Annotated in this window: 11 protein-coding genes and 1 tRNA gene; 9 read left to right on the forward strand and 3 right to left on the reverse strand. The window is 35.6% G+C overall.

Features of this window, described 5'->3' with window-relative positions:
• The first annotated feature begins 409 nt into the window (after positions 1-409).
• Positions 410-1,354, forward strand: a complete 945-nt coding sequence (locus ACIEHO_RS04695; RefSeq protein ID WP_406969165.1) for a calcium/sodium antiporter — start codon at positions 410-412, stop codon at positions 1,352-1,354.
• Between the two features lie 85 nt (positions 1,355-1,439).
• Positions 1,440-2,441, forward strand: coding sequence for an App1 family protein (locus tag ACIEHO_RS04700; RefSeq protein ID WP_406969167.1), 1,002 nt, complete (start codon positions 1,440-1,442; stop codon positions 2,439-2,441).
• Here the strand turns inward: ACIEHO_RS04700 and ACIEHO_RS04705 are convergent.
• Complete coding sequence (locus ACIEHO_RS04705) at positions 2,438-3,052, reverse strand: deoxynucleoside kinase (protein ID WP_406969169.1); 615 nt, start codon at positions 3,050-3,052, stop codon at positions 2,438-2,440. The two genes, ACIEHO_RS04700 and ACIEHO_RS04705, sit on opposite strands and share 4 nt — an antisense overlap.
• A gap of 4 nt (positions 3,053-3,056) precedes the next feature.
• The gene (locus tag ACIEHO_RS04710; RefSeq protein ID WP_406969171.1) at positions 3,057-3,836 is read right to left on the reverse strand and encodes a C2 domain-containing protein; all 780 of its coding nucleotides are present in this window, start codon (positions 3,834-3,836) and stop codon (positions 3,057-3,059) included.
• A gap of 115 nt (positions 3,837-3,951) precedes the next feature.
• Between ACIEHO_RS04710 and ACIEHO_RS04715 the strand changes: the two genes are divergently transcribed.
• The 4 genes from ACIEHO_RS04715 (at position 3,952) to ACIEHO_RS04730 (ending at position 8,638) form a co-directional block, all read left to right on the forward strand.
• A tRNA-Tyr gene (locus ACIEHO_RS04715) sits at positions 3,952-4,034 on the forward strand.
• A 191-nt stretch (positions 4,035-4,225) separates the two neighbouring features.
• Positions 4,226-5,866 carry a CTP synthase gene (locus ACIEHO_RS04720; protein WP_406969173.1) on the forward strand — a complete coding sequence of 547 codons (1,641 nt, stop codon included), beginning with the start codon at positions 4,226-4,228 and terminating at the stop codon, positions 5,864-5,866.
• Positions 5,867-5,944: 78 nt separating this feature from the next.
• Positions 5,945-7,837 (forward strand): membrane protein insertase YidC, encoded by a 1,893-nt coding sequence (gene yidC, locus ACIEHO_RS04725; RefSeq protein WP_406969175.1) that lies wholly within the window; start codon positions 5,945-5,947, stop codon positions 7,835-7,837.
• A gap of 129 nt (positions 7,838-7,966) precedes the next feature.
• Complete coding sequence (locus tag ACIEHO_RS04730; protein ID WP_406969177.1) at positions 7,967-8,638, forward strand: toxin-antitoxin system YwqK family antitoxin; 672 nt, start codon at positions 7,967-7,969, stop codon at positions 8,636-8,638.
• Positions 8,639-8,750: 112 nt separating this feature from the next.
• Here ACIEHO_RS04730 and ACIEHO_RS04735 read toward each other — a convergent pair whose 3' ends face one another.
• On the reverse strand, positions 8,751-9,734 hold the full coding sequence (locus ACIEHO_RS04735) for a fasciclin domain-containing protein (protein WP_406969179.1): 984 nt from the start codon (positions 9,732-9,734) through the stop codon (positions 8,751-8,753).
• Positions 9,735-9,913: 179 nt separating this feature from the next.
• Here ACIEHO_RS04735 and mnmA point away from each other — a divergent pair, with 179 nt between their 5' ends.
• Genes mnmA through ACIEHO_RS04750 form a run of 3 tightly spaced genes read left to right on the forward strand, consistent with a single transcriptional unit; the run spans position 9,914 to position 13,683 of the window.
• Entirely contained in the window at positions 9,914-11,101 is a 1,188-nt protein-coding gene (mnmA, locus tag ACIEHO_RS04740; protein ID WP_406969181.1) for a tRNA 2-thiouridine(34) synthase MnmA, read from the forward strand.
• Positions 11,102-11,122: 21 nt separating this feature from the next.
• On the forward strand, positions 11,123-12,742 hold the full coding sequence (locus tag ACIEHO_RS04745; RefSeq protein WP_406969183.1) for a S8 family serine peptidase: 1,620 nt from the start codon (positions 11,123-11,125) through the stop codon (positions 12,740-12,742).
• Positions 12,742-13,683 carry an NAD(P)H-dependent flavin oxidoreductase gene (locus ACIEHO_RS04750; RefSeq protein ID WP_406969185.1) on the forward strand — a complete coding sequence of 314 codons (942 nt, stop codon included), beginning with the start codon at positions 12,742-12,744 and terminating at the stop codon, positions 13,681-13,683. The genes ACIEHO_RS04745 and ACIEHO_RS04750 overlap by 1 nt, the downstream gene beginning before the upstream one ends.
• The last annotated feature ends 230 nt before the right edge of the window (positions 13,684-13,913 follow it).

Raw genomic sequence — 13,913 nt, forward strand, 5'->3', positions numbered from 1 at the left:
AAAGGTTAGTAAAAAAGGGCGCTTTTGCCCGTGTTTTTCAATATATATTTTTACCAATATGAGTACCAAGCGTTTTTATTAAAATCGATGAATTTGAATGCTAATTTGTAAGTGTAAAAATGAAATTTATTTCAATAAGATTGTGACTTCCTTTATCTAAGTTTTAATATGAAACATATAAATCAATTATATGTTATAAATTGTAATAATTGTAGAGTGATTTTGATTCGGTTTTTTAAAACCAAGGGCGATTTTATTTCAAAATCGTTAATTTTTGATGGTTTTATCTTTTTCATTAAGAAAAAATCAAAAGTGCAGCTTTTGATTTGTTATGTGGTAAATTAAAAAAATCATAACCCAAACCATATTAGCTTTCAACTTTCAATTATATTCGCAAAAAATGTTCGGTATGAGTATACTTTTGGTTATTCTTGGATTTATCTTGTTGGTTATAGGGGGCGAGTTCTTGGTGCGTTCTTCCGTTGCCTTGTCATTTAAGTTTAATATATCTAAGATGGTCATTGGAATGACCGTGGTCTCTTTTGCTACCTCAGCTCCCGAGTTGCTGGTTAGTCTTCAAGCGGCATTATTGGGTTCACCTGCAATAGCTATTAACAATGTTGTGGGGTCTAATATCGCCAATATAGGTTTGGTTCTAGGTGTTACCGCCATGGTTGGAACTATTTCTGTTGATAGGTCTTTTTACAGGCTCAATTGGCCGGTAATGATGGTGTTTTCAATTTTATTGTACTATTTTCTCTGGAATGATAAGGTGCTTTCTGCTATTGAAGGAGCTGTTTTATTTATTGGTTTATTAGTCTTTTTGTTTGTTCTCATTAAAATCTCTAAAAAGGATGCCGTTCCAGAAGAAGTTGATGATACCCTGGCCATTGTCTCAAATTTTAAAATTATTCTTTGGTTGTTAATTGGGGCACTTGCGCTTTATTTTGGTAGTGAGTGGCTCGTTGAAGGGGCTAAAGAAATAGCACGCTCTATTGGTGTAAGTGAGGCCGTAATTGGAGTATCGTTAATTGCAATAGGCACTAGCGTTCCCGAATTGGCCGCTTCAGTAATTGCTGCGGCAAAGCAAGAAAAAGCTATCTCTTTGGGGAATTTAATAGGCTCTAATATTTTTAATATTGGTTCTGTTTTAGGACTGACTTCGTTGGTGAAATCTATACCAGTAACCGAACCACAAATACTAACCAACGATTTAATATGGATGCTCGGGTTTGCAGCAGTACTCATTCCGCTTATGTTATTACCTAAAAGATTTCAGATAAGTAGGCTTAAAGGATTCTTTTTGGTTTTAGGTTATGGTGTGTTTATGGTTGTCATCTTTACTATGAAGTAGGCTATTGATAATTGATTCTTCTGGTATTATTGCTTAAATTGATAGCCGTAAGAAAGTTGTGCTATAGCATTTCTAAAAATAAAACATGTTCAAGAGAGATTCATTGCAAATTATTGCATTCCAAACATACGGGACTATAAATAGACTCTATTTAAGAGGAAGAGCACTCGAAGACGAAAGTATAGATTTAGAACAAAAAGGAGCATTTAAGTTGTTGTTTAATGTTTGGAAACGCTTTGAAACAGACGAAATAAAAAACACTAAACTTATTGTAAAGCTCAGTAATAATGAACAATTTTTAATCGAAACAGACCGAAGGGGGTATTTTTTGTTTGATAAAAAAATTGAGGATTTATTAGGCTTTGTAAATGAGGAAGGCTGGGTGAACCTTGAGTTTTCGTATAAATCTGAAAAACTAAACCGAACTATTCAATCAGATAACCGTTTTCCTGGCGAAATGCTCATTCCTTCGAAAAATGCATCTTTTGGAGTCATTAGCGATATTGACGACACCATTTTGCACACTGGTTTGGTTTCAATTTTGAAATGGCGAGTTATTATCAATACCTTTTTAACATCAGCGGGCAGGCGCTTGGCCTTAGAGGGCACGCCAGAGTTTTATAAATTGCTTCACCGTGGAAAAACCGGTAAGGAAGCCAACCCTATATTTTATGTTAGCCATAGCCCATGGAATCTTTATCTGTATCTGGAATATTTTTTAAAAAAGAACCAATTTCCGAAAGGTCCAATTATACTGAGAAGTTTTCCGAAGCCATTTTCAAATAAAGCAAGAGGAGAGAAACCGCAAAAACAAAAGGAAATCCTTAATATTTTAAAAACCTATCCAGATTTACGTTTTATTTTAATTGGAGATAGCGGAGAGCATGACCCCTATATTTATTTGGAAATTGCAGAAGATTATCCTCAAAATATTTTAGCTATTTATCTTAGAGAGGTGAATCATAAAACCAAAATGAAACAGGTTAAAGAACTTTTCAAAAACTTTAAAATAGCTCCTATGCTTTTGGTTGAAAGTACCAACCAAGCTATAGAGCATGCCAAAAAAAATGGCTTTATTCAAACTTAAAACAGACCGTTAATTTCGGCATCAATCGTGTTGATGACACTTCCTAAATGTTCTGGATTGTCAACAAAATTTAATTTATCAACATCAATAATAAGTAGTTTACCTTTATCGTAGCCGTGAATCCAAGCTTCGTACCGTTCATTTAAACGACTTAAATAATCAATGCTAATCGAATTTTCGTAATCGCGTCCACGTTTGTGTATTTGTGATACTAAATTAGGAATAGAGCTTCGTAAATAAATTAAAACGTCTGGCCCCTGTACCAATGATTGCATTAAATCGAAAAGTGTTTTGTAATTTTCAAAATCACGATTAGTCATCAGACCCATGGCATGTAAATTAGGTGCAAAAATATGTGCATCTTCATAGATAGTACGATCTTGAATAATATCTTTACCACTTTGTCTAATTTGTAAAACTTGTCTAAATCTGCTGTTTAAAAAGTAAACCTGTAAATTAAAACTCCAACGTGCCATTTGGTTATAAAAGTCATCCAAGTAAGGGTTGTCTACAACATCTTCAAGCTGTGCTTCCCATTTATAATGTTTTGCAAGCAATTTGGTTAGAGTGGTTTTTCCGGCGCCTATATTTCCGGCAACAGCAATATGCATAGTTTCAATTGATTTTTAATTGCAATTCATGAAGGTTTTTGTTGTCGTAAATATACAAGGTTTCATTGGTTACTGAAAACCCATGTATCAATAAATTTGGTATTTTTATTTCCTTCGGTATTTTGGTGTTTTCTTTTAAGTAATAAAGAGAGTTGCCTTTTTTTAAGAAACAGTTTTTATTAAATATTTGAATAGCGGTATAACCTAAATTTTCAATTTTACTTACCAAAGCACCAAAGTAATTGTAAATATATAGGTGGTTTTTTGTAAGTAACCAGCAATAATTGTAATTACTTTTAAGGTCTAAGACCATATTTTTCACGGGTGCTGTTTGTGCACGAGTAGTTCGTGTTTTGTAATCAAACAGTTCTAATTTTTGTTGGTCCTGGTTAAAAATCCAAATGGTATTGTCAAAACCGGTAGAGACGTGCGTTACATTTTTGTAAGGTGTTAGCAGGTTAAAATCTATCTTAAAAATTTCGGCCAGCCTATTATCGAGAATTACAAGGGTATTAAAATCTTTGTAAAACAGATTTATTTTTAAAGGGTTGAATGTGTTGGCAGAATATAAGCTGCCTAACTGCAAATTATTGTAAGATATGCTTTTGGATGTGTCTTTTTTGTAAAACACATCGTTCTTCGTAAAATAAACGGTTCCAAAATTATCAACTGAAACTAAGGTGTCAACTTCTATTTTGGTTGATTGTATCAAGGTTGCTTCAACGGTTTCTTGAGAAAAAGCTGAAGTGGATATAACAAAAAAAAGAAAAAATAAATATTTCATTTAGAATTGAAAAATACAAAAATCAAACCACATTAAAATGGATGAAATTTTTATAAAAATAGTATCTTTTTTGTTTGCAGTATAAATAAACAATAATATATTTGCCCTCGGTTTTGGGGAGATACTCAAGCGGCCAACGAGGACAGACTGTAAATCTGTTGTTTTTTAACTTCGCAGGTTCGAATCCTGCTCTCCCCACAAAAAAGCAAGCTAATTTTTAGCTTGCTTTTTTATTCATTTAATATTCATAAAATAAATAGTTTGATATGCTTAAAAGTTAGTGGAAAAACAATTTGACAGTTGTTAACAACTCCTCTTTAAATATCTAAAAAACTATTCCCCATTAACTATTTTAATTTTGTAAATTTGCCTGCGTTTATAAGCGCAACATGACAACTACTACAAAATACATATTTGTAACCGGCGGGGTTACTTCATCACTCGGTAAAGGTATTATAGCAGCATCTCTGGCTAAATTGTTACAGGCTCAAGGTTATCGGGTTACTATTCAAAAATTAGATCCTTATATTAATGTTGATCCAGGAACACTAAATCCTTACGAACATGGGGAGTGTTACGTAACAGAAGACGGAGCAGAAACCGATTTAGATTTGGGTCATTACGAGCGTTTTTTAAACAGACCTACCAGCCAAGCCAATAATGTAACTACTGGACGAATTTACCAAAGCGTTATACAAAAGGAACGCCGCGGTGAGTTTTTAGGTAAAACGGTTCAAGTTGTTCCGCATATTACCGATGAAATAAAAGAGCGTATCCAGATACTTGGGAAATCAGGTAATTATGATATTGTTATCACTGAAATTGGTGGGACTGTTGGGGATATAGAGTCTTTACCATACATAGAAGCCGTTAGGCAATTGCGTTGGGATTTGGGTGAAAATAACGGTATTGTAATTCATTTAACATTGGTGCCATACCTTGCTGCTGCAGGCGAATTAAAAACAAAACCAACTCAGCATAGTGTGAAAACCCTTATGGAAAGCGGTGTTCAGGCCGATATTTTGGTTTGTAGAACAGAGCATGATTTGCCGTCAGATTTGCGTAGGAAGCTAGCATTGTTCTGTAACGTTAAGGAAGACGCCGTAATACAATCCATAGATGCTTCAACCATTTACGATGTGCCTAATTTAATGCTTGAACAGGGACTCGACAAAGTGGTGTTAAGGCAACTAAATTTAGATAGTTCAAAACCAGATATAGATCAGTGGAACCAGTTTTTAGAACGTCATAAAAATCCGAAAACCGAAATTACAATCGGCCTAATTGGAAAATATGTAGAGCTGCAAGATTCCTATAAGTCCATATTGGAGGCTTTTATTCATGCAGGTGCAGAAAACGAAGTAAAAGTTAACGTAGAATCTGTTCATTCTGAATATATAAACAACGATAATGCAGGACTTATGCTTGGCCATTTAGATGGAGTTTTGGTAGCGCCAGGCTTTGGTGAGCGAGGTATTGAAGGTAAAATTGATGCCGTAAGGTACGTTCGCGAAAATAACGTGCCATTTTTAGGTATATGTTTGGGAATGCAAATGGCAGTTATTGAGTTTGCCAGAAACGTTTTGGAACTTAAGAATGCCGATTCAACAGAAATGAATACGCAAACCGAAAACCCAGTAATAGCCTTAATGGAAGATCAAAAAACGGTTATAGATAAAGGCGGTACTATGCGCTTGGGTGCTTGGGCTTGCGATTTAAAAATGGGCAGTAAAGTACGTGATATTTACAAAGCTGAAAGTATTGCCGAAAGACACAGACACCGTTACGAGTTTAACGGAGACTACAAAGAACAGTTTGAAGCTGCTGGAATGAAAGCAACAGGTTTAAATCCAGATACTGGACTTGTAGAGATTGTTGAGTTGCTAGATCACCCATGGTTTGTGGGCGTGCAATACCACCCGGAATATAAAAGTACAGTGGCCAATCCGCATCCGTTATTCGTAGCATTTGTAAAGGCTGCCCTTAGCCATAAGAAAAAAAAGAGTGCCACTATGGCACAAAACAAATAAGTGGTTAGTTTTTTGATTTAACTTAACGATTAAAAGACCTGATAGGTTACTGTAACCTATCAGGTCTAAATTTAAAATATGGAAGAAAAAAAGTTAGACATTAATTCGATTATAGGTTTTATCCTGATTTTTGGAATTTTAGCCTATATGCTTTGGCAAAACCAACCCACTCCAGAAGAGTTGGAAGCTCAAGAAAAAGCTAAGCAAGAACAAGTTGAGGCTGAACAAGAGACTAAGAAACAGGAGGAAACTTTAATAACTACAGCAGATGATTTTGTGGTAGGGGAAGAGGTAGACTCGCTTCAGCAAGTAAAATTGAAGAACAAGTTAGGTGCATTTGCTTATTCGGCCATGCAATCGTCTGAAGGCGAAACCGTAGTTGAAAGTGATTTATTGGCCTTAAAATTCAATAATAAAGGCGGATATCTTTCTGAAGTAAAACTGAAACAATTTGTTGATTACGATTCACTTCCCATTTATTTAGTTAAAGATGATAATGCGTCTTTGAACATCAATTTTGGAACAACCGACAGCAGAATTTTAAATACCAGAGATTTGCCGTTTGTCCCATCGGTAGCCAAAAACGGAGACGTAACAGTGGTCTCCATGAAACTAAAAGTTTCTGAAACCAAGTTTCTTGAGTATCGCTACGAAGTTAAAGATGGTGATTATATGATGGGCTTTACGGTTCGTTCTCAAGGTTTGAACGATGTTATAAACAGTTCGCAAGATATCAACCTAGATTGGAAATTAAAAGGTTATCGTCACGCGAAAAGTATTTCATATGAAAACAGGTATACCGATATCCATTACGATTACGAAGGTGGTAAGGATGATTACACGGGTGCCCGTGATGCGGAAGAAAATATTGAACAAGTATCTTGGATTGGCTATAAACAACATTTCTTTACATCGGTACTTTTAACCGACACACCATTTAAAAAGGCTGAATTAACGGCTAATAATTTGGTAGAAGATGAAGCGATTGATACGGTTTACACCAAGATGTTTGCATCAAAAATCCCATTAGAATTACAAGGCGGTGAGATAAGTCAAAGTATGGATTGGTACTATGGGCCAAGTGATTTTAAGGTTTTAAACGCATACGACAGAAACTTAGATGAAATCGTACCCTTTGGATGGGGTATTTTCGGTTGGATAAACCGTTATGTATTCATGCCGTTGTTTGCCTTTTTAGGTGCTTATATGCCTTACGGTATTGCTATTGTGGTGATGACCATTTTAGTGAAAATCATGTTGTCTTTTGTTCAATACAAGCAGTTTTTGTCTCAGGCTAAAATGAAAATTTTAAAGCCCGAATTAGACGAAATTCGTAATAAATACAAAGACAATAAAATGAAAGCGCAACAAGAAACCATGGCCTTGCAAACTAAAGCAGGAGCTAGCCCCATGGCGGGATGTTTGCCGGCTTTAATTCAGTTGCCGGTGTTCTATGCGCTCTTTCAGTTTTTCCCATCGGCGTTCGATTTAAGACAAAAAAGCTTCCTTTGGGCAGACGATTTATCGTCTTACGATGTAATAGCCAATTTGCCGTTCAGTATTCCATTTTATGGCAATCACGTTAGTTTGTTCCCCATATTGGCATCGATAGCTATATTCTTTTACATGCGCTTAACAACAGGGCAAAATATGCAAGCGCAACCGCAGCAGGAAGGTATGCCTGATATGGCTAAAATGATGAAGTACATGATGTACTTTTCACCAATTATGATGTTGTTTTTCTTTAACAACTATGCTTCTGGTTTGAGTTTGTATTACTTTATTTCTAACTTGATTAGTATTGGAATTATCTTGGTCATTAAAAACTATATTCTTGACGAGGATAAAATTCACGCACAAATTCAAGAGAAAAAGAAAAAGCCCAAAAAGCAGAGTCGTTTTCAGAAAAAAATGGCCGATATGATGGAACAGGCCGAAAAGCAAAAACAAATACAAAACAAGCGTAAATAATTTGTTAACCTAAACTAGTTTTTAGGTTAACATCATATAAATTTATGAAAGCTGCCGCAACAATTGTTTGGCAGCTTTTTTATTATAAGAAATTAAAAAAATGAACGTTAGTAATCAAAAGGTATTAATATGAAAATAATAAAATGCTTCTTTCTTTTTTTTGCTTTTACTAGTGCTGTTTTTGCACAAAAATTCAATCAATTTGACACCAACGGAAAACGACATGGCAAATGGCAAAAAAAACATGAGAATACCGATGTTTTAAGGTACGAAGGTGAATTTTTGCACGGAAAAGAAATAGGACTTTTCAAATTCTATAAAAATTATAGGAACAAAGCGGTCTTATCTGCAACTAAACAATTTAATGCTAATAATAATATAGCCGAGGTCAAGTTTTTTACATCAAAAGGTAAATTGGTAAGCGAAGGGCAAATGGATGGAAAAACATATATAGGTACTTGGAAATATTATCAAAAACACAACGATAACCTTTTGGCTTTAGAAAATTATAACAATCAAGGCCAATTGAATGAAGAGCGTTTTGTTTATTATCCAAATGAGCAAATCGCCGAAAAACAAACTTACGTTGATGGCGAACTGCATGGTGAGTCTGTTTGGTATTCGGAAAATAATATTATCGTAAAATCCTATGTTTACGAAAATGATGAATTGCATGGCAAAGCCGAATTTTTTAATGGAAAGGGAGAATTGGTGTGTGAAGGCAGCTATAAAAGGGATAAAAAACACGGTGTCTGGAAATATTATGAAAACGGTAAATTAGTAAAACAAGAAAACTTTTAGACCCAGTACAAATCAAAAGACTCCCTAATTGCTTAAGGAGTCTTTCTTTTTCATAGGCAATTTTTGAGAGTAAACTGCCTAAATTCAACAAACCAAACTAAAATTTATTATCTTATTCAAGAGGAAGTAAAATGACTTTATCAATAACGTGAACTACGCCATTTACTGCTTGTATGTCCACTAAAGATGTTACTATCTTACTTGTTCTTCCATTGGCATCCGTCAATGTGAATTCTGTTGCGTCAGCAGTGATATCTCCACCTAGGGTAGTAACTGAACCACTCGTTAGTTGAGTTGATTGAACATTGGCATTAACAATATGATATAATAGAACGGCATCAACAGCCGCAGTTTCTACCTCTGTTAATGCGCTTACACCCAATTCTGGCAGCACAGATACAAAAGCATCATTGGTTGGAGCAAATACTGTAAAGGGGCCAGCTGTACCATCTGAAACGGTATTGATATAAGGAACTGTTGGCGAACCTGTGTCAGCATAGGCCAAAGCATCTACCAAAGTTGACAAGGCTGGATTTGATGTTGCAAATGTCGCAATAGTAGGTAAATCAATTACCTTGTCTACCACATGTACAATTCCATTGGTGGTCTCAATATCCGGCAATTCAACAGAAGCGTATCCATTAAATATAACTCCTGATGTTCCGTCATAATAAAGACTCAAATTTGTTCCAGTGGGGCCGTTAGCTAAAGTATTTGCGTATCCGGTATTACCAATTAGCGCAGAAGAACTAATGTTTGCATCTGCAATTACATGATTAAGCAAGATTTGGGTTAAAACATCATTAGGTACTTCAGACAGGTCATTAAAGCCTTTGTTGGCTAAAAAATCGGTAAATGCTTTATTCGTTGGAGCTAATACGGTCTTGTCTCCAGAGGCCGAAAGTGCATCTGCCAAACCAGCTTGAATTACTGCATCAACAAGGATACTCAAATCGCCTGTTGCTTGGGCGGTTTCAACAATATTTAAAGTTGGTCCTTTAGGACCATTATTGTCATCGTCATTACTACAGGAAACCAAAAGGCTTGTGATAAAAAGGAAAATCGTAAATTTTTGAAATGTTTTTAGGGTGTTCATAACATATAATTTTATTGTTTTGTTAAACAAAAGTATAAAATAATTAAACAAAAAACTAAAAATTGTTCAATTAAATTTCAATATAGTTAAACAAAATTTAATTTATGCTATAAGTCATTTGATTTCATCATCTGTGAAATAAGGGATTTATGTGTATCTTTGCGCATTAAAATTTTAAAATGAAAAGGGTTGTAATTGGACTTTCCGGAGGTGTTGATTCTAGCGTAGCTGCTTATCTCTTAAAGGAGCAAGGGTATGAAGTTATTGGTCTGTTTATGAAAAATTGGCATGACGATTCGGTAACCATATCTAATGAATGTCCGTGGTTAGATGACAGTAATGATGCTATGCTGGTTTCTGAAAAATTGGGAATTCCTTTTCAAACAGTCGACTTAAGTGAGCAATATAAAGAGCGTATTGTGGATTACATGTTTGATGAATATGAAAAGGGAAGGACTCCAAATCCTGATGTGCTATGTAACCGGGAAATTAAGTTCGACGTTTTTATGAAGATTGCTTTAGAACTGGGCGCCGATTATGTGGCAACCGGCCATTATTGTAGAAAAGGAACAATAGAAAAAGATGGAAAGGAAATTTACCAGTTGTTGGCAGGTATTGATGGAAATAAGGACCAATCCTATTTTTTATGCCAACTATTTCAGGAGCAATTGGCTAAATCGTTGTTTCCTATTGGAGAGCTTACCAAACCCGAAGTGCGCGAAATTGCTTCAAAACTAGATTTGGTTACTGCGGAAAAGAAAGATTCGCAAGGGCTTTGTTTTATAGGTAAGGTGAGGTTACCCGATTTTCTTCAGCAGCAACTAAAGCCCAAAGAAGGTGTTATTGTTGAAGTCCCAAGAGAACAAGAAATTTTCAATAATATTGAAACGCAGTTCACTTCAGAAGAAGAAAAATTAAAATACTTATCTCGAAAAATTGATTACACTTTAGATGACGGAAAAGTGGTTGGCAAACACCAAGGTGCGCATTATTTTACTAAAGGCCAACGAAAGGGTCTAGCAGTAGGAGGTACTGTTGAACCCTTATTTGTGATTGAAACCGACGTTAAAGAAAATGTTATTTACACGGGGCAAGGCAAAGAACACCCAGGTTTATTAAAAAGAGCCCTATTTATTGATGATGATGAATTGCATTGGGTTCGTGAAGATTTAGCTTTAAAGGCAGGCGAAACAATGCAGGTCATGGCTAGAATACGTTATCGTCAGCCATTAGAAAAAGCAATCTTACACTGCGTTGATAGTGGTTTATATGTGGAGTTTCAAAATTTTCAATCGGCAATAACGGAAGGGCAATTTGTTGCTTGGTATAATGATGATGAGCTAATAGGTTCTGGAGTAATTTCGTAACTTGGCTAAAATCATTGCTATATGAAAATGTTTTTTTTTGTTCTGAGTTTGGCTTTAATTGGTGGTCATCTCTTTGCACAACAAGATGCGTGGGTCTATTTTACAGACAAAGAAAATGTAGCGGCTTCAATTTCAACCCCCATTTCTATACTTACACAAAAAGCCATCGATAGGAAAAATGCACACGGCATCAATATTGACGAACGAGATGTTCCTGTAAATGAATCTTACATTACTCAATTAAAAACTCAAACGGGTATTACCGTTTTGGCAAAATCAAAATGGTTTAACGCTACTCATGTTCGAGGCAGCCAATCAGATATAGAAGCGCTTATAGTTTTGAATTTTGTTAGTTCTATTGATTTTGCCGATAAAAGTTTAAACAATAGGGGAAATATCAACAAGACAAAAAAGCATGAGTCTAAATTTAAGGAACAGTTAACTGACTTCAATTATGGAAATACAGCAAACCAGATAGAGATGATTAATGTTAATGCTTTACATGTCTTGAATTATACAGGTGAAGGAATGACGGTTGCTGTATTAGACGGTGGTTTTTCAAACGTAAACATTATGGGTGCGTTTCAAAGACTAAGGGAAGCAGGAAACCTTTTAGGAACATATGATTTTGTAAACAGAAGCGAGGATGTTTTCATCAATGCCATTGGATCGCATGGTACAAATGTTTTGAGCTGTATGGCCGGGTATATTCAAGATGAATATGTTGGAACTGCTCCGGATGCAAAGTATTATCTCTTTACAACAGAAGATGGGTTAAACGAAAACCCGGTAGAGGAAAGTTATTGGGTAGAAGCTGCCGAGCGGGCTGATAGCCTAGGTATAGATGTGATAAACACCTCTCTGGGGTATGGCGCTTTTTACGACAACCCAAACTATAATTATTCAGTTTCAGAATACGACGGTTATACAACATTTATAACTAAAGGAGCCAATATAGCTTTTGAAAAAGGATTACTGCTGGTAAACTCTGCTGGAAATGAAGGGCTCAGCGGTGTTAATGTCCCTGCTGATTCACCCAATGTGCTTTCTGTGGGAGCGGTTAATGCTAATGGAGAGTATGTGACATTTAGTTCGGTAGGAAGTACCATTCAACCTACACAAAAACCCGATGTTGTAGCTCAAGGCCAAGCAAGTTATATAATCACTAATAATAACACCGTGGCAACAGCCAACGGAACATCGTTTAGTTCTCCAATTTTGGCTGGAGGGGTTGTTTGTCTTTGGCAAGCGTTACCTGAAAAAACAAATGCTGAAATTATGCAATTAATCAGAGAATCTGCTTCACAATACGATACTCCCGATTATTTTTTGGGTTTTGGTATTCCCAACTTTCAAGAGGCTTTAAACCTAGGTTTGTCGATCAATACAAATATTTCAAACCAATCTAAAATTATTTGGTATCCTAACCCCGTAGAAGAGAGGTTAAATCTTAAAATAGAATCAAATCAAAGTCTTGTAAGATTTCAATTGTATGATGTTTTAGGTAAGGCTATCAATGGTTATGATTCAGTCTTTAGTCAATCAAAATCTATCAATATGGAATTTTTACCCACAGGTATTTATATCGCCAAATTAACTTATAACGCAGTTTCAAAAACGTTTAAATTGGTAAAACAATAATGGCAAATAGAATTACAAAACTTTTTAATATTAAATATCCCATTGTTCAAGCTGGTATGGTATGGAACAGTGGCTGGCGTTTGGCATCAGCATCAAGTAATTCAGGAATTTTAGGTCTTATAGGAGCCGGAAGTATGTATCCTGAAGTTCTTCGCGAGCATATTCAAAAATGTAAAAAAGCTACTGATAAACCTTTTGGTGTAAACGTGCCTATGTTATATCCAAATATTGAAAAAATCATGGATATCATTGTTGAAGAGGGTGTTAAAATTGTTTTTACCTCTGCGGGAAACCCTAAAACTTGGACGGCATGGTTGCAAGAACGAGGTATTATTGTTGTTCATGTGGTCAGTAGTGTAAAGTTCGCTCTCAAGGCCCAGGAAGCTGGTGTAGATGCCATTGTTGCAGAAGGGTTTGAGGCTGGTGGGCATAACGGAAGGGATGAAACAACAACATTAACCTTAATGCCTATGGTAAAAGAAAAAATAAGTATTCCGTTAATAGCAGCAGGTGGCATTGCAACGGGTGCAGCTATGTTAGCTACGATGGTGCTGGGGGCAGATGGTGTGCAAATCGGTAGTCGCTTTGCGGCCAGTGAAGAAAGTTCGGCCCACATTAATTTTAAACAAGCGGTTGTTGATGCCAAAGAAGGCGACACCCAATTAACTTTAAAGGAATTGGCTCCGGTAAGGTTGATTAAGAATAAATTCTACCAAGACGTTCAGGAACTCTATAGAAGATCGCCATCGGTTGAGCAGTTAAAAGATTTGTTGGGCAGAGGTAGAGCAAAAAAAGGTATGTTTGAAGGGGACCTAAAAGAAGGGGAGCTCGAAATAGGACAAATTTCTGGAGCCATTCACGATATTAAACCAGCGGCAGAAATTGTAAAAAATATTATTCAAGAATTTGAAAAGGCCAAAACTATCGTTTCTAATTTTTAAATGGATTTATATAAAAAAGGGAGAAAATTGCTTTCCTCCCTAAAATCTTGAAACCTTAAGTTTTTGAATCCCTAATAACTAAACTTAACTGTCTCGAAATATGCTCACTAGTTCTTTGGGAGAATATGTTAAAGATACGAAAAAACCATGGGGTTTTTAAGTTAATTTGTAGAATTATTAACATTTGTTAATAATTCTATCTTCGAAAAGAGTTGCGCAAATGGTGTAAA

This window comes from Flavisericum labens, from assembly GCF_045446075.1.
Taxonomy (GTDB): Bacteria; Bacteroidota; Bacteroidia; order Flavobacteriales; family Flavobacteriaceae; genus Flavisericum; species Flavisericum labens.